This is a genomic window from Plantactinospora veratri (assembly GCF_036421995.1).
GTDB lineage: Bacteria > Actinomycetota > Actinomycetes > Mycobacteriales > Micromonosporaceae > Plantactinospora > Plantactinospora veratri.
In genome coordinates this window covers 103,560-126,826 of record NZ_JAZGQL010000038.1, presented here as the reverse complement: position 1 = coordinate 126,826, position 23,267 = coordinate 103,560, and the positions used below count along the sequence as shown (strand labels likewise).

The 23,267-nt window shown below is 72.9% G+C and carries 27 protein-coding genes and 1 pseudogene; 16 read left to right on the top strand and 12 right to left on the bottom strand.

The genetic code is table 11. From position 1 onward, the window contains the following. Window positions 1–171: 171 nt before the first annotated feature. The 3 genes from V1634_RS34390 to V1634_RS34380 form a co-directional block, all read right to left on the bottom strand. On the bottom strand, window positions 172–711 hold the full coding sequence (locus V1634_RS34390; protein ID WP_331211807.1) for a DUF1062 domain-containing protein: 540 nt from the start codon (window positions 709–711) through the stop codon (window positions 172–174). Window positions 712–1,073: 362 nt separating this feature from the next. Then, window positions 1,074–1,817 carry a class I SAM-dependent DNA methyltransferase gene (locus tag V1634_RS34385; RefSeq protein WP_331211806.1) on the bottom strand — a complete coding sequence of 248 codons (744 nt, stop codon included), beginning with the start codon at window positions 1,815–1,817 and terminating at the stop codon, window positions 1,074–1,076. A gap of 342 nt (window positions 1,818–2,159) precedes the next feature. Then, window positions 2,160–2,627 (bottom strand): HNH endonuclease, encoded by a 468-nt coding sequence (locus V1634_RS34380; protein WP_331211805.1) that lies wholly within the window; start codon window positions 2,625–2,627, stop codon window positions 2,160–2,162. Window positions 2,628–2,715: 88 nt separating this feature from the next. Here V1634_RS34380 and V1634_RS34375 point away from each other — a divergent pair, with 88 nt between their 5' ends. Genes V1634_RS34375 through V1634_RS34355 form a run of 5 tightly spaced genes read left to right on the top strand, consistent with a single transcriptional unit; the run spans window position 2,716 to window position 7,071 of the window. Further along, the gene (locus V1634_RS34375; protein ID WP_331211804.1) at window positions 2,716–3,744 is read left to right on the top strand and encodes a tyrosine-type recombinase/integrase; all 1,029 of its coding nucleotides are present in this window, start codon (window positions 2,716–2,718) and stop codon (window positions 3,742–3,744) included. A 58-nt stretch (window positions 3,745–3,802) separates the two neighbouring features. Then, window positions 3,803–4,570, top strand: coding sequence for a class I SAM-dependent methyltransferase (locus V1634_RS34370; protein WP_407951908.1), 768 nt, complete (start codon window positions 3,803–3,805; stop codon window positions 4,568–4,570). A 13-nt stretch (window positions 4,571–4,583) separates the two neighbouring features. Next, window positions 4,584–5,168: a GNAT family N-acetyltransferase gene (locus V1634_RS34365; protein ID WP_331211802.1), complete on the top strand. Its 585-nt coding sequence runs from the start codon at window positions 4,584–4,586 to the stop codon at window positions 5,166–5,168. Between the two features lie 57 nt (window positions 5,169–5,225). Then, the gene (locus V1634_RS34360) at window positions 5,226–5,825 is read left to right on the top strand and encodes an ArsR/SmtB family transcription factor (protein ID WP_331211801.1); all 600 of its coding nucleotides are present in this window, start codon (window positions 5,226–5,228) and stop codon (window positions 5,823–5,825) included. Beyond that, window positions 5,818–7,071: an MFS transporter gene (locus tag V1634_RS34355; protein ID WP_331211800.1), complete on the top strand. Its 1,254-nt coding sequence runs from the start codon at window positions 5,818–5,820 to the stop codon at window positions 7,069–7,071. Before V1634_RS34360 ends, V1634_RS34355 begins: the two co-directional genes overlap by 8 nt. 48 nt (window positions 7,072–7,119) lie before the next feature. Here the strand turns inward: V1634_RS34355 and V1634_RS34350 are convergent, their stop codons facing one another. From V1634_RS34350 to V1634_RS34330, 5 genes and pseudogenes are all read right to left on the bottom strand, one after another. Beyond that, window positions 7,120–7,605, bottom strand: coding sequence for a cytidine/deoxycytidylate deaminase family protein (locus V1634_RS34350; protein WP_331211799.1), 486 nt, complete (start codon window positions 7,603–7,605; stop codon window positions 7,120–7,122). 171 nt (window positions 7,606–7,776) lie between these two features. Further along, window positions 7,777–8,793 (bottom strand): ABC transporter permease subunit, encoded by a 1,017-nt coding sequence (locus V1634_RS34345; protein WP_331211798.1) that lies wholly within the window; start codon window positions 8,791–8,793, stop codon window positions 7,777–7,779. Continuing rightward, a pseudogene (locus tag V1634_RS34340) lies at window positions 8,790–9,692 on the bottom strand (ABC transporter ATP-binding protein). The gene V1634_RS34345 and the pseudogene V1634_RS34340 overlap by 4 nt, the downstream one beginning before the upstream one ends. Window positions 9,693–9,893: 201 nt before the next feature. Then, window positions 9,894–10,757 (bottom strand): hypothetical protein, encoded by an 864-nt coding sequence (locus tag V1634_RS34335; RefSeq protein WP_331211797.1) that lies wholly within the window; start codon window positions 10,755–10,757, stop codon window positions 9,894–9,896. Beyond that, window positions 10,754–11,680 (bottom strand): ABC transporter ATP-binding protein, encoded by a 927-nt coding sequence (locus tag V1634_RS34330; protein ID WP_331211796.1) that lies wholly within the window; start codon window positions 11,678–11,680, stop codon window positions 10,754–10,756. Before V1634_RS34330 ends, V1634_RS34335 begins: the two co-directional genes overlap by 4 nt. Before the next feature lie 132 nt (window positions 11,681–11,812). On the opposite strand from V1634_RS34330, the gene V1634_RS34325 reads away from it, so the two are divergent. The 4 genes from V1634_RS34325 (at window position 11,813) to V1634_RS34310 (ending at window position 14,338) form a co-directional block, all read left to right on the top strand. Then, complete coding sequence (locus V1634_RS34325; protein ID WP_331211795.1) at window positions 11,813–13,033, top strand: sensor histidine kinase; 1,221 nt, start codon at window positions 11,813–11,815, stop codon at window positions 13,031–13,033. Next, the gene (locus V1634_RS34320; RefSeq protein ID WP_331211794.1) at window positions 13,030–13,689 is read left to right on the top strand and encodes a response regulator transcription factor; all 660 of its coding nucleotides are present in this window, start codon (window positions 13,030–13,032) and stop codon (window positions 13,687–13,689) included. Before V1634_RS34325 ends, V1634_RS34320 begins: the two co-directional genes overlap by 4 nt. Before the next feature lie 83 nt (window positions 13,690–13,772). After that, a complete protein-coding gene (locus V1634_RS34315) occupies window positions 13,773–14,024 on the top strand; it encodes a hypothetical protein (protein ID WP_331211793.1) in 252 nt (83 codons plus the stop codon). Beyond that, window positions 14,021–14,338: a type II toxin-antitoxin system PemK/MazF family toxin gene (locus tag V1634_RS34310; protein WP_107255775.1), complete on the top strand. Its 318-nt coding sequence runs from the start codon at window positions 14,021–14,023 to the stop codon at window positions 14,336–14,338. The genes V1634_RS34315 and V1634_RS34310 overlap by 4 nt, the downstream gene beginning before the upstream one ends. An 82-nt stretch (window positions 14,339–14,420) precedes the next feature. On the opposite strand, the gene V1634_RS34305 is transcribed toward V1634_RS34310, so the two are convergent. Then, window positions 14,421–14,924 (bottom strand): MarR family winged helix-turn-helix transcriptional regulator, encoded by a 504-nt coding sequence (locus V1634_RS34305; RefSeq protein ID WP_331211792.1) that lies wholly within the window; start codon window positions 14,922–14,924, stop codon window positions 14,421–14,423. Window positions 14,925–14,993: 69 nt separating this feature from the next. Between V1634_RS34305 and V1634_RS34300 the strand changes: the two genes are divergently transcribed. From V1634_RS34300 to V1634_RS34285, 4 genes are all read left to right on the top strand, one after another. Beyond that, complete coding sequence (locus V1634_RS34300) at window positions 14,994–16,229, top strand: MFS transporter (protein WP_331211791.1); 1,236 nt, start codon at window positions 14,994–14,996, stop codon at window positions 16,227–16,229. Window positions 16,230–16,303: 74 nt separating this feature from the next. Next, window positions 16,304–16,801, top strand: a complete 498-nt coding sequence (locus tag V1634_RS34295; RefSeq protein WP_331211790.1) for a GNAT family N-acetyltransferase — start codon at window positions 16,304–16,306, stop codon at window positions 16,799–16,801. A 130-nt stretch (window positions 16,802–16,931) separates the two neighbouring features. Further along, window positions 16,932–17,357, top strand: coding sequence for an Hsp20/alpha crystallin family protein (locus tag V1634_RS34290; RefSeq protein ID WP_331211789.1), 426 nt, complete (start codon window positions 16,932–16,934; stop codon window positions 17,355–17,357). 161 nt (window positions 17,358–17,518) lie between these two features. Beyond that, the gene (locus V1634_RS34285) at window positions 17,519–18,511 is read left to right on the top strand and encodes a tyrosine-type recombinase/integrase (RefSeq protein ID WP_331211788.1); all 993 of its coding nucleotides are present in this window, start codon (window positions 17,519–17,521) and stop codon (window positions 18,509–18,511) included. A gap of 29 nt (window positions 18,512–18,540) precedes the next feature. Here the strand turns inward: V1634_RS34285 and V1634_RS34280 are convergent, their stop codons facing one another. Next, the gene (locus tag V1634_RS34280) at window positions 18,541–20,241 is read right to left on the bottom strand and encodes an acyl-CoA dehydrogenase family protein (protein WP_331211787.1); all 1,701 of its coding nucleotides are present in this window, start codon (window positions 20,239–20,241) and stop codon (window positions 18,541–18,543) included. 176 nt (window positions 20,242–20,417) lie between these two features. Between V1634_RS34280 and V1634_RS34275 the strand changes: the two genes are divergently transcribed. Beyond that, a complete protein-coding gene (locus tag V1634_RS34275; RefSeq protein ID WP_331211786.1) occupies window positions 20,418–20,876 on the top strand; it encodes an Rv0361 family membrane protein in 459 nt (152 codons plus the stop codon). 27 nt (window positions 20,877–20,903) lie between these two features. Here V1634_RS34275 and V1634_RS34270 read toward each other — a convergent pair whose 3' ends face one another. Continuing rightward, window positions 20,904–21,605: a thymidine kinase gene (locus V1634_RS34270; protein ID WP_407951907.1), complete on the bottom strand. Its 702-nt coding sequence runs from the start codon at window positions 21,603–21,605 to the stop codon at window positions 20,904–20,906. A gap of 119 nt (window positions 21,606–21,724) precedes the next feature. Next, window positions 21,725–22,069 (bottom strand): hypothetical protein, encoded by a 345-nt coding sequence (locus tag V1634_RS34265; protein ID WP_331211785.1) that lies wholly within the window; start codon window positions 22,067–22,069, stop codon window positions 21,725–21,727. A gap of 227 nt (window positions 22,070–22,296) precedes the next feature. Between V1634_RS34265 and V1634_RS34260 the strand changes: the two genes are divergently transcribed. Both V1634_RS34260 and V1634_RS34255 read left to right on the top strand, forming a co-directional pair. Continuing rightward, window positions 22,297–23,142: an FAD-dependent oxidoreductase gene (locus tag V1634_RS34260; RefSeq protein ID WP_331211784.1), complete on the top strand. Its 846-nt coding sequence runs from the start codon at window positions 22,297–22,299 to the stop codon at window positions 23,140–23,142. Then, on the top strand, window positions 23,118–23,264 hold the full coding sequence (locus tag V1634_RS34255; protein WP_331211783.1) for a hypothetical protein: 147 nt from the start codon (window positions 23,118–23,120) through the stop codon (window positions 23,262–23,264). Before V1634_RS34260 ends, V1634_RS34255 begins: the two co-directional genes overlap by 25 nt. Window positions 23,265–23,267: the final 3 nt, after the last annotated feature.

The following is a 23,267-nucleotide window of genomic DNA, read 5'->3' as shown; positions in this document are numbered from 1 at the left end:
CACGGTGAAAGTGATATTCCGGGGGGGCCGCGGGGGCGCGCCAGCCAGGACAGGCAGCAGCTGTCCTGGCTGGCGCGACCTCGTGCTCTACACGCGCCACCTGCCAGGCAGGGGCGAGTGGAAGGCGGACCTGAACAAGCAGCACCGCAGGGTCCGGGACAGGTGCATCCCTTAGTCCCCGGCCATCACCGTGCAGGTGAATCCGGCGCTCGTCGGACGGTGCAGCGGAGTGTCGCACTTGACCCGGCGCAGTATCTCGTTCCGGCTGAGGCCGAGCCCCTGCGCGATGAGCCGTTCCGGGCGCACCGGTACCGGATCCTCGAAGACGACCTCCACCCGGACCGGCCACGCCTCGTCGAGCCGTGCCGACGGGGTGTCCAGTCGCCAGGCTCCCGTCCAGTCCAGCTTGAAGCGGTTGCGCCGGGCCAGCAGCGGATCCAACAGCCGGGACGCCACCAGTTCGGGATCGTTGAGGCGGTAGCCGCGGAGTTCGGCCGGATCGAAGGATCTGACCGGCCTTCGCTCGTGCACGGTGAGCTTGCTCGTCCGATCGCAGCCCACGCAGCGGGCCAGCAGCCACACGTCCAGCAGCTTGCCGTTGGCGTTGACGCGGAATCTGCCCTCGCCGGTGGTCGCCGACTCGGACCGGCAGTCCACGCACCGTAACGACAGCAGCGGCAGCCTGGTCCGACGAACGACCCAGGGCAGCACGATATGAGGTTGTGAAGACATGATTTCTAGACCTGATCTCTTTGGGCCTGACACGAGGCCGAATGCGCGCGGCCTCAAGCGCCGTATGACCGGGCGCCCCCAAGGGCAGCCCGGCAGAACCGACGGGAGTCGTCGGCTACAGGTGAGCGGAAGAAGGTGTCAGGTCTAGAGAGCGGGCGGGGTCACGCGGTCTTTCCCTCTGTCCTCACGGCGACGGGCGCAGGCAACCTACGGGAAGGCGGCAGCGAGGCTCAACCGGTTTTCCGGTCAGCCTTCCGTCGGTGCTGTCCGGGGCGAGGATCCCGAACTCGTTGTGTTCCGGTCGGCCAGGGCAGCGCCCGGGCCCTCCGGGGTGATACGCCTCAGCGGGTGGCCGGTAGGCGGTAGACGGAGACGTGGGACCGGGACTCGGCGGTGAACTCCGCACCGGTCCAGTCCGCGTGCCGGGACTCCAGCTCGAAGCCGGCCAGCTGTGCCATCAGATCCAGCTCGGCCGGCCAGATGTAGCGGTGCGGGCTGCGGAACACGCGGGCGTCCCGACCGTCGCCGAACCGGAAGTGGTGGGAGACCACCTGTTGCCGCAGGACGTCGTAGGTGTCCAGACCGACGTAGCCGGTCCCGGCCCCGAAGACCACCGCCTCCTGGCCGGGCGGGAGTTTACGCAGCTCAGGCACCCAGAGTTCGATGACGAAGCAACCGCCGGGCCGCAGGTGACGGGCGGCGTTGCGGAAGCACGCGACCTGCTCGGCCTGGGTCAGCAGGTTGGAGATGCCGTTGTAGACGAGGTAGACCAGGGTGTACTGCCCGCCGGTGGTGGCGGTGGCCATGTCGCCGACGACGACGGGGATTCTCGTCTCGTCGGCCTTGGTACGCAGTCGGTCGACCATCGGACGGGACAGTTCGATGCCGCTGACCGGTACGCCGCGCTCGCGCAGCGGTACGGCCACCCGCCCGGTCCCGATGGCGAACTCCAGCGCCGGCCCGGCGTCGGCAAGTTCGGCGAGGCGGTCCACGGCGGGTCCGAGGACTCCGGGGGCGAACATCCCCGTGCCCGGAGTGTCGTAGCTTTCGGCGGCGCTGACGTCCCAGATCTCGTCCTGTCGCATGTCGGCCAACGATCGTGACCGGCGCGCGCCCTGTCCACCAATTTAGCCCCAGCGATCCCGCCCGACCCGACCCCGACCCCGACCCACAGGACCCGCTCGGCGCTCGCGATACCGAGATTATCGAATTGCTATTACCGGTAATCCATCAATGACCTCGCAGGGCGCCGCGGAGCCGCGCGGGCAGCGCGGACGGGCGTACATCATAATGACAGTTATTTACCGTAAGGACTTACGATGGTGTAAGACGGGTCCCGCAGAGCCCCGCTGAGCAGTGGCTGACCTTCTGGGCGTCGCTCGACAGCGGCGCCCACAGGACCGAGACCCGGACCCGGCGACCCCGCGTCAATCCGTTGTGCGGCCGTAACTGGCGCGGCCCTCGGCAACCTCGCGTGCCTGCCGTGCTCGCCACCGCTGCTGCGCGTCGCTGTTGCAGCGTCGGCAGACCCTGCGATAGCGGCCGGTCCGGGCATCGATCTCACGGTCGTGTCCGTTGCGGCACCGAGGATGCCGCTTACGGCTTCGGCAGTTCTCCGCATGACTGAGCTGCCGCAGATGGGTCGGCTCGATGCAGTCCGGCACACCGCAGGCGTGCGCGACTTCCAGTTCGGGATCGTAGTCACCGACGAAGACGACATATGCGGCGATGTGCGCCCAGGCCCGGCCCGCCACCTTCTGGTACACGCCTCGCCGGCTACCGTAGCCGCGTACGACGAGGCAGCCCTCTTCGTTGCGTACCGAGCGGTCCAACAGGTACGTCCGGAGCGTTTCCTCGGTGAAGTGGCGGGACAGTCCCCTGATCTGGGAGAGCACCCGGGGAGAGTAGCGGGCGCGCCTCCGATGGCGGTCCGCCGGGCGCGCCTCGGCACGGGTCCGCAGCCGGCCTGAGAACCTTCCTCACATGCCGCCATCCGAGGTCGTGCCGCACAGGTCGAGCAGCCCCGCGCTGACCGCCGACGGGTCCGCCGACTTCACCGAAGCCTGGCTGGACAACCGGCGGCTCTCCGAGCACACCCGAGAGGCGTACCGGCGGGACGTCGCCGGCTGGCTGAGCTGGTGCGAGGGTCGAGACCTCGATCCGCTGCGGGCCACGTTCCTCGACGTCAACGCGTACGCCCGGCAGTTGGAGGCGACACTGGGGCTGCGCAGCGGTCGCCCGCTCACCCCGGCCACCGTCGCCCGCCGCCTCTCCGCCCTGTCCAGCTGGTACGACTTCCTGGCCAAGCTGCACGCCGTCGAAGCGAATCCGGTGGCCGGCGCCGACCGCCCGAGGGTCGACCGGGACCACTCGGCCACCGTCGGGCTGACCCCCGACGAGGTCGACGCGCTGCTGGCCGCGGCCGAGGCCGACACCGGACCGACCGCGATCCGGAACCGGGCCACGATCGCCCTGCTGTCCGACCTGGGACTGCGGGTCGGCGAGCTGATCTCGCTGGATCTGACCGACCTGGGTACCGAGCGAGGGCATCGCAGCATCCGCTTCGTCGGCAAGGGCGGCAAGGTCCGTCGCCGCGCCCTCACTCCCGGCACCGCGTACGCGGTGGACGCCTATCTGGCCGCCCGGGCCGCCGCCCAGGGGTGCGGCGTGCCGGAGTTGACCGGTCCACTGCTGGTCACCGCGACCGGTGCCCGGCTGGACCGGAACGCGGTGTTCCGGCTGGTCCGCCGGCTCGCCCGGGCAGCGGGCATCCACGCCTGGGCGAGGTTGTCGCCGCACTCGCTGCGGCACGCGTTCGCCACCACCGCCCGGGCCGAAGGAGTGTCCCTGGAGGATGTCCAGGACGCGATGGGACACGCGGACCCGCGTACGACCCGCCGCTACGACCGGGACCGGCACAACCTCGACCGCGATCCCGCGTACGTCCTCTGGACGGCGCGGGCCCGTCGACGCGGCCGGCGCAACAGCATCGGCGAGGCGGACTCTTCCTGACGCGCGGGTGTGTTCCAGCGAGTGCGCCGATCGATAGGTTGATCGCGTGGAACAGGACATGCGACACCTGCACGCCTCGTCGTTCGGTGCGGCGGCGACCGCGTACGCCGAGCACCGTCCGGACTACGCGCGGGCCGCGATCCGCTGGGCACTCCAGTCCGCGCCCGGCGCGCGGGTGCTCGACCTCGGCGCCGGAACCGGCAAGCTCACCGCCACGCTGGTCGAGCTGGGCGCCGACGTCACCGCCGTCGAGCCTGACCCGGCGATGCTGACCGAGCTGCGTGGCGTACTGCCGGATGTTCCTGCCCTGCCGGGCAGCGCCGAGGCGATACCGCTGCCGGACGCGTCCGTCGATGCCGTACTGGCCGGCAACGCCATGCACTGGTTCGACATGGCCGTCGCGGGCCCCGAGATCGCCCGGGTTCTGGCACCCGGCGGCATCCTGGCCGGGCTGTGGAACGTCGTGGACGACCGGGTCGACTGGGTCGCCGGGCTGGCGCGGGTCAGCGGAAGCGCGGCCATCGGCCCGCGTGACACCCCCGCCAGTTGGCGAGCCGAGACCGCCGACGCGCACCTTCCGAAGACTGGCGGGGCCGCCCGGTTCGGCTCGGCGGAGCAGGCCGAGTTCCCGCACGGGCAGCTGCGCACCGCCGACTCCCTCGTCGCGACACTCGCGACGAGGGCGGGGATGCTGGTCATGCCGGAGCGGGAGCGGCAGGCCACGCTCGGCCGGATCCGGGCTTTCCTGGCAAGCCGGCCGGAGACGGCGGACGGCGGGTTCACCCTGCCGATGCTGACCTGCGTGCTGCGCGTCCGCCGGCTGTGACGGGCGCGGTGCGGTGAACGGCGGCGATGCGGGCCTGCCCGCCCGAACCGGCGTGTGGATGCGCACCTCGCTGGCCACGCCGCGACTGCGCCTTCGGCCCTTCACCCTGGATGATGCCGAGGAACTGCACGGTCTCTTCGCCGATCCGCTGACCCACACCATCGGATCGGGACCGTTCACCGCGTTGTCCGAGACCGAACGGTGGATCCGCAACCGGATGCGCGTGCAGCGGGAGCATGGACTCTGCTGGTACGCGTTGCGGGATCTCGACACCGACACGCTGATCGGCAACTGCGGCATGCTGAGCGGACCGACCGGGTACGTCGAGCCCGAGATCGGCTACCTGATCCGGAGGAGCCGCCAAGGCCACGGGTACGCCTCGGAAGCCGCCCGCGCCGTCCTGAGCGAATGCCGTTCGGCGGGCATCGGCCGGGTCTGGGCCAGTATCCGCCCGCGCAACGTGCCGTCACGCCGCATCGCCGAGCGTCTCGGCATGCGCATCGCACGGACCGACCGGGACGATCGCGGTCCGCTGATCTTCTACGTCGTCGACCTCGCCGGGCCGACGTCGGAGAGCACCCCGACGAGCCACGGCTAGCGGGCACATCCCAAGCACTTGCTTGACATCCGTACCGGCTCGGAGGAGATTCCAAGCATGTCCTTGGAATCGAATTCCGGGCAGCGGGTCGTCCGTGACCCCCGCGCGCTGCGGGCACTGGCCCACCCACTCCGGCTCAGGCTGCACGCCCTCGTCGGCCGCGAAGGCTCCATCACGGCCGCCGACGCCGCCCGGCAGCTCGACATCAGCCAGGCACTCGCCTCGCACCACCTTCGCCAACTCGCCAAGTACGGCTTCGTCGAACCCGCCGACGCCGGAGACAACCGGGAGCGACCGTGGCGGATCACCGCCGTGTCACACCGGTTCGAGGCGGCGGACGGGTCCTTCGAGGCGTGGGACTCGCTCGGCCTGCTCGACCGGTACCTCGTCGAGCAGGCCGCCACGCAGCTCGCGGACTGGCAGCGGCGGCGCGCCGACGAGGACCCCGACTGGGCCGAGCAGGTCAGCGTCTCGCAGAGCCTGCTCTATCTCACCATCGAGGAGTTCACCGAACTCAAGCGCCGGTGGGAGGACCTGGTGGCTCCGTTGGCTCGGCGGCGGCCGCTGGGGGAGGCCGACAAACGACCCGTGGACGTCGTACCCGTGAACCTGACGCTCGTCGCCACACCGTTGCCCCCGACGCCTTCGGGTGGCTGAGGTGCGGCGGCTCTGGCGCATTCTCGCCGCCAACCCCGACCTGCGGCTGCTGCTCGGCGCAAACCTGATCTCGCTGACCGGTGACTGGATCCTGCGGACCGGGCTCGCCTACCAGGTCTACGTCCTGACCGGCTCCACCCTCGCCTCGGCCGGCTCCGTCCTGGCCTCGCTGCTGCCACAGATCGCGCTCGGATCGGTCGCCGGGGTCTACGCCGACCGGTGGGACCGCCGTCGCACGATGGTCGTGACCAACCTGCTGATGCTGGTCGCCCTGCTGCCACTGCTGGTGGTCCAGCACGCCGGTCAGGTCTGGCTGGTCTACCTGGTGATCGCGGTACAGAGTTGCCTCGCACCGTTCTTCACCTCGGCCGAGGCGGCGCTCGTGCCGATGCTGGTGCCCCCCGACCACCTGGTCACGGTCAACTCCCTCAACGGCCAGGCCGGGGACGTGGCCCGACTGGTCGGTGCGGCGGCGGGCGGAGTGGTCGCCGGGCTCGGCGGCATCACCTTGCTGGGCCTGGTCGACATGCTGACCTTCGCGCTCGCGGCCGGGCTGCTCTGGCGGATCCGCGACCGGCGCAGCTCCACCGCCCCGGTGCGACCGCGCCTGCTGCGGCAGTGGACCGGAGGCATCCGGATCGCGCTCTCGCACCGGACCCTGAAGGTCTTCCTGGCGTTCACCGTCGTCACCGGAGTCGGCGAGGCCATCCTGGGCACCCTGATGGCGCCGTTCGTCCGCGACGTGCTCGGCGGCAGTGCCCGCGTCTTCGGTCTGATCATGGCGGCTCAGGCGGTCGGCGGGATCGCGGGTGGACTGACCGCGACGCTGGTGGCGCACCGCTTCAGCGCACGAGGGCTCTTCGGCTGGGGCGCGGTGCTCTTCGGTGCTCTGGACCTGCTGCTGTTCCTGTATCCGCTGGCGACCCCGGTGCTCTGGCCCGCGCCGGTGCTCATCGCGATCGTCGGGCTGCCGGTCGCGTTCATGACAGCGGGCGGCATGACGATCTTCCAGAACGCGACGGGCGACGACCATCGGGGACGGGTGTTCGGCGCGACCACCACCGCGAACGGCGCGGCGATGCTGCTCGGCACCGTAGCGGCGGGCATCCTCGGAGAGCGCCTCGGCATCCTGCCGGTCATCGCCACCCAGGGCGTCGCCTACTGCCTGGCCGGCACGGTCGTGCTGCTCGCCCTTCCCAGACCCGCACCGGTACGGCACGATCTCGCGCCCGCCGTCCCCGCCTGACCCCGCCACCCTCCGGTCCCGTCACCGTCCCAGCCGGGACCGCCGGCCTCACCGGCCTTCGCGGGGACGGTCGGCGGGTCCGAGCACGTGCGCGTTGATCGCCACGACGAGATGGCCCAACTCGCTGATCTCGACGACCTCGACCCCACCCTCGCGCAGCGTCCGCACACCGTCGCAGTCGGCGAAGAGCAGCGGCTCGCGCAGCGCCAGTACCACCCGCGCGATCCCGGCGTCGAGCAGCAGGTCGGTGCAGGGATCCGGCCGTGACCTGCGCATGGTGCAGGGCTCCATCGAGGTGTAGAGCGTCGCCCGGGCCAGCTCCAGGTCGGTGCGGCCGGCGAGCTTCGTCAGGGCGGCTTCCTCCGCGTGGTGGTGCGGGTCGGTCTCTGCGGTGTAGCCGGTGGCGAGTTCGCCGCCGAACTGGTCGACGATGATCGCGCCGACGGCGTAGTGGGTCGGCGAGGGTGGCGAGAGCCGGGACAGTTCGATGGCCGCCCTCAACCACCACCGATCCCGTGCGGTGCCGCCGTTCATGCCCCGCCGTGACGATCCGGCCCGGTCGCCGCCCGCATCGCGATCACCACGACATTCAACTCCGGGTGGTTCGGACAGCGGTACGCAGGGTGGTCGGGTTCACGACCCGCCGCCGGGTGGAGCTGTCGTGGCCGGTCGGCGGCCGGGCCACCGGCCGGCCCGCCTGGCGGATCAACCGAGGCGGCGCTGGATCCGCCACAGCCCGAAGACGGTCAACAGTGCGCTGAGCGCCAGATAGATCGCCGACTCCAGCCACTGGAACGGCCAGTAGCGGTGATTGGGCTGGTAGGAGAGGTCGACGTGCAGGTCCAGTTCGCCGAGGCAGCGCGCGGAATCACCGAAGGTGCCGGTCGCCCCGGTCCGTGGCGGCCGCATCAGGCAGTCGTCGAACCGGCCGGCGTCGAGCGTACGGCCGTTCGCGGTACGCAACTCGCTGGTCCGGGTGACCCAGGCGTCCGGCACGGTCAGTCCACGTACGACGGCGGCTCCGCTGATGCTGCCCAGGCCACGCGCCTCGTTGATCGCCTCGGCCGTCATCGGCCGGGTGACGTCGACCGGCTCCATCAGGTACGGCCGTACCAGGTTCGGCATCCCGACCTGGACGACGGCGAAGATACCGATCGTGAGGGCCATCGCGGGCAGGGTACGCCGGGCGAGGAGTCCGAGCACGGTGCCGAGGGTGACCGCGAAGAGGGCGTACCCGATGGGTGTGATGTTCCGGGCGCCGAACACGACGGCGCTGAACCGGTCGTCGGCGACCGCGTCGACGGGGCTGGCGGCCCAGGTGAGCAGCAGGCTGACCAGCCCGACCAGCGCGGCGCCGGCCAGACCGACGAAGAGCAGCCGGGTCAGCAGCCAGCGGCGGCGGGAGATGCTCTGGTTCCACACCAGCCGGTGGGTGCCGGCGTCGAGTTCCCGGGCGACGAGCGGCGCCCCCCAGAACATCCCGAGGATCCCGGGGAGCAGGCCGAGGAGACCGACCAGGACCAGCAGGGTGTTCTGGTGCTCGGCGACGAACTGGCCCATCGCCGGGGCACAGTCGCCGTGCGGCCGGCAGCGGCCGAGATAGCCGTCCCGGCTGTCGCGGATCCGCGTCCCGAGCCAGAGCAGGTAGCCGGCGAACACCACCAGGGCGGCGACGCCGACGAGCGCCTGGGCGCGGAACTGTCGCCAGCTCATCCAGATCATCGCCGGACCTCCCCACGGACGGCCGACGACTCGGACGCCCGGGTGAGGTAGCCGAGGACCAGCTCCTCGACCCGGACCGGTTCCACCGGCCACGGTAGCGGCGGCAGCCCGCCGTCGGCCCGGACCAGCACCCGCGAGTGCCGGTCGGTCCGCTCGACCCGGATCACCTCGACCCCGGCCGGCAGCCGGTCCAGCTCGTCGCCGGGCGCGAGGAGCCGGTGGTGGGCGGCCAGCAGCTCGGGTACGTCGCCAGCCACCTGCACCCGGGATCCGGAGAGCACCACGAGGTGGTCGCAGACCCGTTCGACGTCGCCGAGCAGGTGCGACGAGAGGACGGCGCTGGCGCCGAGTTCGGCGACGAACTCCCGCAGGTTTGCCATGAACCCGTCCCGGGCCAGCGGGTCGAGCGCGGCGGCCGGCTCGTCGAGGATCAGCAGCTCGGGGCGTTTCGCGGCGGCGACCGTCAGCGCCAGTTGGGCGCGCTGGCCGCCGGAGAGCCGCCCGGCCCGCTGCGTGGGGTGGAGACCGGCCTGTGCGATCCGGCGTTCGGCGAGGGCCCGGTCCCAGGACGGGTTCAGCCGGGCGCCCATCCGCAGGTGGTCGGCGACGGTGAACGACGCCTACACCGGGGTGTCCTGGGCGACGAAGCCGACCCGGGACAGGTGTGCCGGGGTCGACGCCGGGCGTGACCCGAGCACCCGCAGGGTGCCCGAGGTCGGGGTGATCAGGCCGCAGGCCAGTTGCAGCAACGTGGACTTGCCGGCCCCGTTCGGGCCGACCAGGCCGATCAGCCGCCCGGCAGGGATCGTCAGGTCGCAGTCGGTCAGCGCCGGGCGGCGGCCGTAGCGTTTTGTCAGGTGCTCGGCGTGCAACACCGGAGCGGGATCCTCAGTTCGCATCGCTCCATGCTCGGCAGCCGGGCCGCCGCCGGCATCGGTCCGAAGCACGGCCGCCAGGGCCCACGACTGTACTTTCGGCCGGTTCGGGACTCACCCGGCGTGACGCCGCTGACCGCGCTGAGCCGGCCGGTGGCGGTACTGACCGCGCGGGCCACCGCCCGGAGCGCGTACCGGTGCCGGGTCGAGATCCGGGCCGGGCGGTCATACGTCGCGGCGGCGTACCACGACCAGGGCGAGGACGACCGCGACCAGTGGCCAGGCCGCGTAGACGATCCACGACTCGGTGACACCGGGCCGGTAGAAGCCGTCACCGGACGGCGGTACCCACATCGCGGTCAGCCGCTCCCAGGCGGTGAGTACCATCGCGTGGTTGATCTCGGCGGACCACCGCGTCCGGATCGAGAAGAACTGCGGCAGCATCAGCAGGGCGAAGAATCCGGTGACCATCGTGGTGGCGCCGTGCCGGATCAGCACCCCGAGACCGAGCCCGACCAGCGCGCAGACCGCGGGGAGTAGCGCGGCCGCGGCCAGGGCACGCAACGCGACCGGTTCGGTGACCGATATCGCGGCGTCCCGCCCGTCGAGGATGGCCTGGGAGACCGTGAACGCGCCGCTGGCGGCGAGGGTGCCGGTGACCGTCCAGAGCGCGCCCACCACGACCGCCTTGGCCAGCAGCACCGACTCCCGGGCGGGTACCGCGACGGTGGTGGTCCGGATCAGGCCGCTGGCGTACTCGCCGACGACGGTGATCGCGCCCGCGCTGACCGCGACCAGCGCCAGCGTCCAGTAGCCCATCAGCGGGAACGCGTCGGCGAGCGCGAACATCGGCTCCCGTTGCGCCTCCGGGCTCATCGTCGGGAAGTCCCGGTAGTCGTCGAGCGCCTCCATCGTGGCGGTGCCGATGACGAAGAGCGTGCCGAGGAGCAGGGTCCAGGGCGTGGAGCGCAGCGACCAGACCTTGAGCCATTCGGCGGCGACCAGGTCGCGGAACCGAGCGGGTGGCTCGGTGACCTGACCGGCCGGGCTCGACGGGGCCGGTACCGGGGTGGCGGTGCCGGCGCTCATCGGGGCTGCCCGGCGAGGTATTCGACGCGGTCGGCGGTGAGTTCCATGAAGGCGTCCTCCAGGGAGGCGGTCCGGGTGGCCAGTTCGTGCAGAACGATCCGGTGGTCGAAGGCGAGGGTGCCGATCTGCTCGGCCAGCAGCCCGGTGACGGTCAGCGTGTGCACCCCGGACTCGTCCGTGCCCGCCGGCTCCACCCGGGCCCCGGCGGCGCCCAGCACCGCGCCGAGTTCGGCGGCCCGTGGGGTACGCACCAGCACGCTGCGCCGGCCGCTGCGGGCGGCGAAGTCGGCCAGCGGCTCGGCGGCGACCAGCCGTCCCCGGCCGATCACCACGAGTTCGTCGGCGGTGTTCTCCATCTCGGTCATCAGGTGGCTGGAGAGGAAGACCGTCCGGCCCTGCGCGGCCAGCCGGCGGAACAGGTGCCGGACCCAGAGCACCCCCTCCGGGTCCATCCCGTTGATCGGCTCGTCGAAGAGGAGTACCGGGGGGTCGCCGAGCAGTGCGGTGGCGATGCCGAGCCGCTGCTTCATGCCGAGGGAGAATCCGCCGACGCGCTGCCGGGCCACCTCGGTCAGTCCCACCTCGCCGAGTACCTCGTCGACCCGGCGCGGCGGCAGGCCGTTGCTGCGGGCCAGCGCGGACAGGTGGGCCCGGGCGCTGCGTCCGCCGTGCACGTGGTTCGCGTCGAGCAGGGCTCCGACGTGCCGCAGCCCACGGCGGTGGCTCCGGAACGGCACGCCGCCGACCGTGGCGGTGCCCCGGGTCGGGGCGTCCAGGCCGAGGATCATCCGCAGCGTGGTGGTCTTGCCCGCTCCGTTCGGGCCGAGGAAGCCGGTGACGTGCCCCGGCCGTACCGTGCAGGAGAGGCCGTCGACAGCGGTCCGGCGGCCGTATCGCTTCGTCAGGTCGTGAAGTTCGATCACGACCGCAAGGCTGCCGGGCCGGCCGGGCCCGGGCATCGGGCCGGCGGCGGCAATCTCCGCAGCGCCGCCAGCCTGCGGTATTAGGTCCGTGGACCGATGTCGGGCGCGCCGCCCGGTGGCTAGTCTCGCGGCGTGGACGCCACCTCACACCCGCTCCGGCCACCGCTGCGCCACCGCCTGCCGGCGGCACTGCGCACCGCCCTGGTCTGGTGCGCACTCGCCGCGTTCCCGGTGGTACTGGTCCTCACCGTGCCACTCGTCTCGGGCGCGCCCGGACGCTACTACAACGTGCTGGAGACCATTCCCCGGTACGCGCTGCCGGCCCTGGTGATGGTGCTGCCCGCCGTCCTGCTCCGGCGTGGCCCGCTGGCGACCCTGACCCTGATGCTGCTCGGCTCGGCGGCGATGACCGTGACGGTCCATCCCTGGGACCAGGACTACCTGGCCGACCTGCGGTACCTGCAACTGCTGGCGATCAACCTGGTCGTCGGGTTCGTCGCGGCGACCAGGTCCCGGCGGCTCTCGGTGACCGTCGCCGTGCTGACGCTCTGCGCCGAGATCGCCATCGGCTACCTCAACCCCGGCGACAGCCCGGTCTTCCAGCCGGAGATCCCCGCCCTGGCGATGCTGGCCACCTGGATGATCGGCAACTCGGTACGGGCCCGGCGACGGTACGCCGAGGTGCTGCGGGCGCAGGCCACCACCCAGGCGGTCACCGCGGAACGGCTGCGGATCGCCCGCGAACTGCACGACATGGTGGCGCACAGCATCGGCATCATCGCCATCCAGGCCGGCGTCGGCAGCCGGGTGATCGACACCCAGCCGGCCGAGGCCGGCGCCGCGCTGCGGGCGATCGAGACGACCAGCCGGGAGACTCTCGCCGGGCTGCGCCGGGTGCTCGGCGGGCTGCGTCAGGCCGACCCGTCCGATCCGGCGTCCCGGGATCCGGCGCCCACGCTCGACGACCTCGACCGGCTGACGGCGGCGACGGCGGAGGCCGGGGTGCGGGTCGAGCTGTGCCGGCGGGGGGAGCGGCGCCCGCTGCCCGCCGACATCGAGCTGTCCGCGTACCGGATCGTGCAGGAGGCGGTGACCAACGTCGTCCGGCACGCCGACATCCCACGTTGCCGGGTGACCCTGGACTACCGGGTCGACGACCTGCACGTCGAGATCGTCGACGAGGGGCGCGGCGGTCCGGTCACGGCCACCGGGTTCGGGATCACCGGCATGCGGGAGCGGGTCGGCCTGCTGCACGGCGACTTCGTGGCCGGGCCGGTACCCGGTGGCGGTTTCCGGGTGGCGGCCCGACTGCCGCTGCCGGCAGCCGTCCCGGTCTCGGCGGTGCCGGCGTGAGCGTCCGGGTGCTCCTCGTCGACGACCAGCCGCTGGTCCGCTCCGGGCTGCGGGTTCTCATCGCCGACACCCCGGACCTGTCGGTGGCCGGCGAGGCGGGGTCGGGCGCGGAGGCGGTCCGGCTGGCCCGGGAGGTCCGGCCGGACGTGGTGGTGATGGACATCCGGATGCCCGGCATGGACGGTATCGAGGCGACCCGGCAGATCGTGGCCGACAACGGGTCGGCCCGGGTGCTGGTGCTGACCACCTTCGACGAGGACGAGCACGTCTACGGTGCGCTCCGGGCCGGTGCCAGCGGTTTTCTGGTCAAGGACATGGCCGTGGACGACATCCTCGGAGCGGTCCGGGTGGTCGCCGCCGGTGACGCCCTGATCGCGCCGAGCGTGACCCGCCGGCTGATCGCGGGCTTCGTCGGGGCCGCTTCGGCGGCCGCCCGTCCGGTGCGACCGGTGCCCGGCATCACCGAGCGGGAGCGTGAGGTGCTCACCCTGATCGGGCAGGGCCGGTCGAACGGCGAGATCGCCGAGGAGCTGTTCATCACGATGGCGACCACGAAGTCGCACGTGGCCCGGCTGCTGACCAAACTCGGCGCCCGGGACCGGGTACAGCTCGTGATCATCGCGTACGAGCTGGGGCTGGTGGCGCCGGCCCGCTGACCGGTACCCGCTGTCGCGGTGCCGTCCCTCGACACACCCGCGCGGATACCTCGGCCGATACCACCGGGCGTACCATCGCGGACGTGGCGGACAAGGTGACGCTCAGCCTGAACCGGGACACGCTCGCCCGAGCCCGTGCGGCGGCGAAGCGGGACGGGCTCTCCCTGTCGGCCTGGATCGATCGGGCGGCCCGCCGGGAGGCGCTCCGCGCCGCGGCTCGACAGCAGGAGGCGTGGCTGGCCGCGCACCCGGAGGTCCGGGACGAACTCGACGCCTTCGACCGGTACGCCGACCGGGTCGACGCGGGCTGGTCCGACCTGGCCGGCGCCGCGTGAAGCGGGGCGAGATCTGGACTGTCGGCGACCGTACCCAGCAGGCCAGGCATCGGGTCGTCGTGCTCTCCGGCGAGGGGCACAACGACCGGCCGTCCGCCTCGCCGTACTGCGCGCCGATCGTCCGGCAACGCGGCGGCGGTGAACTGCCGCCGTTCGTGGTGCCGCTGGCGGAGACGGATCCGGTCACCGGGGTCGTGGTGGTGAACCGGCTGCGCCGGGTCCCGTCGGCGGTGGCGGTGGAGCGGGTGGGGATGGCGACCGGGGCGAGCATGGCCCGGATCGGCGAGGCGCTGCGGGACCTGTTCGAGCTGTGACGGCCGGGGCGAGACCGTGCTCCTCGCCCCGTAGGGCCTGCCGTGCTCCTCGCTGCGGAGGGTCCGGAGCTGAGCGTGCCGGTCAGGAGGACGGCGGCCGCTCGGCGGCGATCATGATCCGGCGCAGCAGGTCGGAGAGGGTGCGCCGCTCGTCCGCGGTCAGCGCGCCGAGCAGCCGGTATTCCTCGTCGCCGAGGACGTCCATCGCGCCGAGCCAGGCGGCCCGGCCCTGTTCGGTCAGTTCGATGTCGACCCGTCGCCGGTCGGTGGCCGACGGTGTCCGCCGGACGAAGCCGCGGGCGACCAGGGCGTCGATCCGGGCGGTGACCGAGGGCGGTGCCAGGTCGAGGTCGTCGGCGAGTTGGGAGGGCACCGCCCGGCCGTGCCGGCCGGCGAGCGCGTGCAGGGTGTCGAACTCGGGCCGCTGGAGGTCGAAGTCGACAAGTGACTTCTCCCGGATCCGGATCAGGTGCTTGGCCAGGAGTTTCGCCCGGGTCACCGCGCCCTCCACGTCCGGGTCGAGGTCGGGCAGCACGGGCTGCCAGCGGGCGACGTGCCCGTCGGTCCAGTCTTTCTGGTCCTCCACGCCACGATCCTACGTCGGAGCAGAATTATTCGTTGACGAAAGATTCGGCTTCGAAATAATCTCCCGGTCGTGACCCATCCGCTCCGGCTCCGCGCCTTCCGGTTGCTCTTCCTCGGCCGTACGCTCTCCGCGCTCGGTGACGCCGTCGTGCCGGCCGCGCTCGCCCTCGCCGTACTCCGGGCCACCGGTTCCAGTTCCGCGCTGGCCCTGGTGCTCGGCTGTGCGATGGTGCCGAAACTGCTGCTGCTGCCCCTCGGCGGGGTGCTCGCCGACCGGCTCGATCCCCGGATCGTGGCGATCGGCACCGACCTGGTCCGCTGCGCCGTCCAGGTCTTCATCGGGGTCGAACTGCTCGGCGACGACCCGGCCCTGCTGGCGATCGCCGCCGCCTCGGCCGTCGGTGGGGTCGCGTCCGCCTTCGCGATGCCGACCACCTCACCGCTGGTCGCCGGCGTGGTCGACCCGGCCGGCCGACAGCGGGCCAACGCCGCGCTCGGGGCCGCCCGCAGCGCGACCGGCCTGGCCGGACCGGCGCTGGCCGGCGCGTTGATCTGGGCCGCCGGACCCGGCTGGGCGTTCGTGCTCGACGGCGCCAGCTTCGCGGTCAGCGCCGCCCTGCTGGCCGTACTCCGAGTGCGCCGTATCCCGGTGGAACCCCAGTCGCTCCTCGCCGACCTGCGGGAGGGCTGGTCCGAGGTCCGCTCCCGGGACTGGTACTGGAGCAGCCTGCTGGCGCACGCGGTCTGGAACGGCGTGGCGGCGGTACTGGTCACCCTCGGCCCGGCGGTCGCGGTCGACCGGCTGGGCGGCGAGGGTGTCTGGGTACTGGTGCTCCAGGCGGGTGCCGTCGGTTTGCTGGTCGGCTCGCTGCTGGCCGGACGGGTGCGGCTGCGCCGGCCGATCCTGGTGGCGAACCTGGGGCTGGCCACGTACGCGCTGCCGCTCACCCTCTTCGCGGTGGCCGCTCCGCCGTGGACGGTGATCGTCTCGTACGGCGTCGCGCTGGCCGCCCTCGGTTTCCTCAACCCGGTCTGGCAGACCGTCGTCCAGGCGGAGATCCCGCCGCACGTGCTCGCCCGGGTCACCTCGTACGACTGGCTGCTCTCGCTCGCCGCGATGCCCCTCGGGTACGCCCTCGCACCGCTCGCCGCCGACGCCTGGTCGCCGGCCGTGCCGCTGGTGCTCTCCGCCGTCGCGGTGACGGTGGCCTGCCTGGGCACCGCCGCGTTCCCGGGGGTACGCCGTCCGGCGACCACCCGGCCGGAGCCCGCACCGGAACCCGAGCCGCTCGCCGCCGTCAACTGACCGGGCGGCGTGCGGCGCAGACCGCCCCGCCCCGGAGTGGGAAAACCGCTGGACGCGGCGGCCAGAATGGCCGGGTGGAAAAGATCCTGACCCGGGGCTGGACGGTCCGGGCCGAGCCGGTCGACGGCCCGGTTGCGGGCGCCCTGCTCCGGGACTACTACACCGAGATCGTCAGCCGCTATCACCAGCGGCCGGCCACCGACGCCGAGGTGGACCAGGTGCTGGTGGAGGAGTGCAGCGACGACCTGACCCTGCCGACCGGGCTGTTCCTGGTCGGCTGGTTCGACGGCGAACCGGCCGGCTGTGCCGGCGTACGGCTGGACGCCCTGCCGTACGCCGAGGTGACCCGGGTCTTCGTCCGGCCGGGGGCGCGACGGAGCGGTGGCGGGGCGCGGCTGCTCGCCGCCGTGGAGGAGGCCGCGGCGGCGCACGGGGCGACGACGATGCGGCTGGACACCCGGCACGACCTGGTGGAGGCGCGGGCGCTGTACGCCGGGCACGGCTACCGGGAGGTGCCGGCCTATTCGACGTCGCCGTACGCCGACCACTGGTTCGAGAAGCGGCTCGACTGACCGTCCCGGCGGTGGGGGTTGACGCCGGAGTCGAAGCGCGGTAATAAGGAAGAGGACTTGAGTCACCTAGGCTCAACTTAGCCTTCGGCCAACTTAACCTTCGGCCCAGGAGAACCGAGGAGGATCGACGATGTTGATGCGTACCGACCCGTTCCGCGAGATCGACCGGATCGCCGAGCACTTCTTCGGCACCAGCAGCCGACCGGCGGTCATGCACCTGGACGCCTACCGCGACGGCGACTACTTCTACGCGGCCTTCGACCTGCCCGGCGTCGACCCGGACAGCATCGAGTGCACGGTGGAGCGCAACGTGCTCACCGTCCGGGCCGAGCGGCGCCGGCCGACCGGCGACAAGGTCGAACTCGTCGCCGCGGAACGCCCGATGGGTGTCTTCACCCGCCAGCTCTTCCTCGGCGACACGCTCGACACCGAGAAGCTGGAGGCGGGCTACGAGGCCGGGGTGCTGACGCTGCGCATTCCGGTGGCCGAGCGGGCCAAGCCGCGCCGGGTCGAGGTCACCGTCACCGGCGGCGGCCCGCGCCAGATCAACTCCTGACCGGCCGCCCGACCCCGCTCACCCGACGCGCGCCTGTCCGACCGACACCGGACCGGCGCGCGTCGGGGCGTCGAGGGGGAGTGGCCGCCCGATGAAGAGTTCCCGGAACGCCGGGCGCGTCCGGCGCGGTTCCGGGCGAATGGTCTGAAAAACTTTCTCGCGTGTCCCGATCCACCCTGGCTCGCCGGGCGGCGGCCCGACCGGTCTCGACGTCCACTCCGGCCGACTTCACCGAGGCCTGGCTACGCAACCGTCGACTGTCCGAACACACCCGGCTCGCCTACCGGCGGGACATCGCCGGCTGGCTCGGCTGGTGCGCCGCCCGGGAACTCGACCCGCTCGGCGCGACGTTCCTGGACGTCAACACGTACGCCCGGGAGCTGGAGTCGAGTGTCGACCCGCGCAGCTGCCGCCCACTGACCGCCGCGACGGTGGCCCGGAAACTCTCCGCACTCTCCAGTTGGTACACGTTCCTCGGCAAGCTCGGCGCGGTGCCGGCCAATCCGGTCTCCGGCGCCGACCGGCCCCGGGTCGACCGCGACCATTCCGCGACGGTGGGGCTCAGCTCCGACGAGGTGGACGCGCTGCTCGCCGCCGCCGAGGCCGACGCCGGCCCCAACGCGCTGCGCAACCGGGTGGTGCTGGCCCTCCTCGCCGACCTGGGGCTGCGGGTCGGCGAACTCGTCTCGCTCGACCTCGCCGACCTGGGCCAGGAACGCGGGCACCGCAGCGTGCGGTTCGTCGGCAAGGGCGGCCGGGCCCGCCGCCGGGCGTTGACCCCGGGTTCGGCGTACGCGGTGGACGCCTACCTGAGCGCCCGCTCGGTCGTGGCGGGACGGCCGGTGGAGCAGCTGACCGGGGCACTGCTGGTGACCGCCACCGGCAACCGGCTCGACCGGCACGCCGTCTTCCGGCTGGTCCGGCGGTTGGCCCGGGCGGCCGGCATCCCCGCCTGGGAACGGCTCTCCCCACACTCGCTGCGGCACGCCTTCGCCACCTCGGCCCGCGCCGAGGGGGTGCCGCTGGAGGACGTGCAGGACGCGATGGGACACGCCGACCCGCGTACCACCCGGCGGTACGACCGGGACCGGCACAACCTGGACCGGGACCCCGCGTACGCGATCTGGGCAGCCCGGGCGCGCCGCCGAAGCTGACCCCGCGACCCCGCAGCGGGGTCGCCGGGTCAGCAGAGCAGGTCGAGTTCGTGGTGCGCCTCCGCCGCGATGTCCGCGCCGCGCAGCCAGCGCCGCGCCCAGAGCCGGGCGGCCACCTCCGCCGTCTCGTCGCCGCCGGCCGCCTGCTCCACCAGCAGGGCGGTGGCCAGCGCGTACGCCATCCGCAGCGCCAGCCCGCGCGCCCCGGCCAGTACCGCGACCGCCTCCGGGGTCACCTCGGCGAGCGAGTTCCGCAGCTCGGCGACGGTGCCGGCGAGCGCGTCGGCGAGCGCCGGGTGCAGCCGCCGGGCGGTGTCGGTGGCGGCGTCCAGCCGGGCCAGCAGCGGGGAGGCGGCGTCCTCCCGCAGCACCGCCCGGAGCACGTCCAGCGCGAGCACGTTGGTGGTGCCCTCCCAGATCGGCAGCACCTGGGCGTCCCGCAGCAGCCGGGGTATCCCGGTGTCCTCGACGTACCCGGCGCCACCGAAACACTCGACGTACTCGCTCGCCGAGGAGACCGCCAGCCGTCCGGTGGCGAGCTTGGCCAGCGGCGCCACGATCCGCAGTTCGGCGGCGGCGGCCGGATCCGCGCCGACCTCGACCCGGCCGAGCAGCGCGAACGCGTGTCCGGCCAGCACGAACGCCCCGGCCGCGTCCACCGCCAGGGTGCCGAGGGTCGCCCGGTGCAGAGGTAGGTCGACCAGCCGTCCGCCGGCCACCTGCCGGGCGTCGGCGTACGCCCGGGCGTACGCCAGTCCCCGCCGCATGCCGGCCGCGGCCGCCGCCGCGTTGTGCAGCCGGGTCACCACGACCAGGGTCATCGCCCGACTCAGACCCGGCCCGGACGGGTCACCGAGCGGCCAGGCGTACGCGTCGCGGAGCCCGATCTCGGCGGTCGGCAGGGCCCGGGTACCGAGCTTCTCCTTGAGCCGGTGCACGGTGATCCCCGGCGCCGGGGCGTCCGGGTCGGCGCCCGGCCCGGCCAGCGGCGAGTCGGCGGCGTAGCGCGGGACCAGGAACGGCACCAGCACCCGGCTGCCCGCACCGGCACCCTCCGGCCTGGCCAGGGCGACCGCCAGCTCCGCGTCGGCGGCCGAGCAGAACCACTTCTCGCCGGTGAGCCGCCAGGAGCCGTCGGCGGCGGCCCGGCCGCTGGTGGTCGACCCGGCCAGGTCGGAGCCGCCCTGCGACTCTGTCATCCACTGCCCGCTGCTGACCGCCCGGGCCGGGTCCGTGGCGGTGAGCCGGGGCAGCCAGGTGTCCCGCAGCGCCGGATCGACCTCGGGACGGGCGAGCAGCGCGGCGGTACCGTCGCTCATCGCCACCGGGCAGGAGAAGGTCGCCGACTCCGGGCCGTACAGGTGCAGCAGGGCGTGCTGGACGACCCGGGCCGCCGCTCCCCAGGTGGTCCGGGCCTGCGCCAGGTACGGCAGCGCCACCACGGCGTGCCGGGCCGCCGCCGCACGCTGGGTCTGCCAGCCGGCGGAGGTCTCGATCCGGTCGATCCTGGCGCCCCACGGACCGTAGCGGACCAGGGTCGGCGGGTGTGCCTCGGCGTTGGCGTGCGCGGCCCGCAGCGGCCCGGTGACGTCGGTGGCGAGCGCGGCGAGCCGGTCCGCGGCGGCGACGTGCCCGTCCGCGCCGAGTTGCCGGTCCAGCCAGGACCGCAGCAGCCGGTCGCTGAAGTACGGGTCGGCGGGTACCGGGACCACCTGGACGTAGCGCTGCATCTTCGTCGTCCTCGGGGGCGAGGGCCGGCGGTGGACCGGCGAAGCTGGCGGGGGATGGTCCCGACCGTAGTCCACGGCGGCCGGCCGGTGGCACCGACCGAGCCGATCATGACCGGTCGGCGGCGTACCCGGCCGTTCGGCACCCGCCGGACGCGACCGCATCTACCGTCGATGGCATGGCCTACGAGCTGCCCGGCGGACGCGGGGCACGGCGACCGCGCCGGCTGCGGGGCGTGCTGTCGGTGGTCGCGGCCGGCCTCTTCGTCTGCTGTGTGGGCGCGGCCGGTCTCGGCGCGTGGAACTACCAGCACGTCCGGCAGTCCTCCGGCGCGGCCCGGGACGCGGCGGAGGCGTTCCTACAGGACGTGACCAGCGGTGACGCGGGCGGCGCCTACGACCGGCTCTGCGTCGACACCCGGGAGCGGTGGAGCCGGGAGGAGTTCGAACGGCGACTCGCGGTGCCGCCGACGATCACCCGGTACGCCGTCGACGACGTCACCGTCGCCAGCGACCAGGGCCGGCTCCGGGCGACCGCGACGGCGGAGCTGACCCGCCGCTCCGGAGTGGTGGACCGGCGGGAGATGCCGATGGTCAAGGACGGCGACCAGTGGCACGTCTGCGGCGACCCGTTCTGACCCCGACCGAGCGGCCGGAGCCGGAGGTCAGCGGTTGCGGGCCAGGTCGCCGGAGCGGAAGTGCCGCCGGCAGAGCACCTGGTAGCGCACCTCGGCAGCCTCGACGGTGTCCCCGATGACCACCTGCTCGCCCTGCCGGACCACCGCGCCGTCGACCACCCGGGCGTTGAGCTGCCCCGGACGTCCACACCAGCAGAGCACCTCGACCTGGATCCGGGACACCTCGTCGGCGAGTTCGAACAGCCGCTGCGCCGCCGGGAACAGGCAGGACCGGAAGTCGCTGGCCAGGCCGAACGCGAAGACGTCCACGTCGTAGCAGTCGACCAGCTCGGCCATCTGCTCCACGTGCCGCACCGTGTAGAAGCACGCCTCGTCGCAGATCAGATAGTCGAGCCTGTCACCCTCGGCCCACCGGCTCTTGACCAGCTCACACAGGTCGAGGTCGTCGGTGACCTCGATCGCCTCGTGCGCCAGGCCGATCCGGGTGGTGATCTGCGGGCCGAGGGAACGGTCGATCCTGGTCAGCACCAGCCCGCGCCGGCCCTGCCGGGCGTGGTTGTAGTTCATCTGCAGGGCCATGGTCGACTTGCCACAGTCCATCGGTCCCCAGAAGAACTTGAGCGCGGCGCCCTGACGCAGCCGGCCGTCGCCGGCGGCGGCACACGCCTGGGCGAGCGCCGATTCGTCGCCAGCGGAGGAGGTACGGCTGCTGCGGCTGTCGTCAGTCACGCTCGGGGAGCCTAGGCCACCAGGCGTTTCGGGTTCGACCCGCCGTGTCGTTGACCACTTCGGTCCGGCAGGCCGGTGAGCGTGCGCGCGACTCAGCCCGGTCCGGGATCCGCGTCCGGTCACCGCCCGGTGAGCCGGGCCCGCTCGTCCGTCCCCAGCGCCGGCAGCAGATGCCGGTCGACGAGGTCGCGCAGCTCGGCGGCGCGGGCCGGATCGCCCTGCACCAGATCCCGGAACCGGCGCTGCCAGCCGTGCGCGAGAACGCGTTCCAGGTCGTGGTCACCGGCCTGGCGGGCGGCGAGCACCTCGGCGCGTACCTCGGTCAGGTCGGTGGCGATGTCGTCCGCCTCCGCCGGCCGGACATTCCGCCAGAACGCCACCGCCTCGGCCCGGGCCGCCGGCCAGCCGGCACCGGCCATCGCGCCGACCAGCGCCGTACCGGCCGTCACCTCGATCGGCTCCATCCCGCGCCTCCTGCCCACGTGCCGCCCCGGGCCCACCCTAGGGCAGATCGGGCGGCGGGGTGGGACGTGGTCAGTGTCGCCCGACGCCGGCCGTACGCCGACGCTCCGGCCGGCCCAGCGCACGGGGCCGGACGGGCTATGTCCCGGATCACACCGGCCGCATGTCACGTGCGGACGGTCCCCCTACATCTGGTGGTCGTCACATCGGGTGAAGGGAGAACGGAACGATGACCACAGAGCGGGGATCCGGCCGGGCGGCCACCCACCGGGTGCTGATCCTGGGCGCGGGGTACGCGGGCATGTCCGCGGCCGTCCAGCTCGCCGCGCGGATCAAGCGGCGCGAGGACGTGCGGGTGACCCTGGTGAACGCACAGGGGTCGTTCACCGAGCGGCTGCGACTGCCGATGGTGGCGACCGGGCAGCGGCTCGCCGAACTGAACATCCCTCGACTGCTGGAGGGAACCGGCGTGCGGTTCGTCCGAGGTTGGGTGACGGCGGTCGACGCGGACGCGAGGACCGTACGCGTCGACGACGAACGGGTGCTGCGCTACGACACCCTGGTGTACGGGTTGGGCGCCTTGGCCCACACCGCCGCGGTGCCCGGTGTCGCGGAGTACGCGCACACCCTGGACGGTGCCCAGGACGCCGAGGCGCTGGCCGGCCGGCTGGCGCGGCTCGGCGGCGGTACGGTGGTGGTCGGTGGCAGCGGGCCGACCGGCGTCGAGACCGCCGCCGCGCACCGGGCTCGCGAGCACGTGCGGGCCCGCCGGCCGCGCTTCACCGCCGACCGTACCCGGCAGCGCGAGGTCACCGAGCGGTTCTTCGCCGCCGCGACCGGCGGTGACATCAACACGCTGATGGAACTGCTCTCCCCGGACGTCACGCTCTGGACCGACGGCGGCGGCAAGGTCCGCCAGGCGATGCGTCCGGTCGTGGGCGTACGACCGGTGGCCGCCTGGTTCGCCGCGATCGGCACCGTCAGCTACCAGGGCATCGCGCCGCCGAGATGCTCGCCGAGCTCGTGGAGATCAACGGCGGTCCGGGCATCGTGTTCAGCGGTCCGGACCGGGTGATCGCCACCGTCACGTTCGACTTCGACGCCGCCGGCCGGATCACCGCGATCCACAACGTGGCCAACCCGGACAAGCTCCGGGCCGTCGCCGACGGCACCACGCAGCACATCGGAACCCGGTGAGGA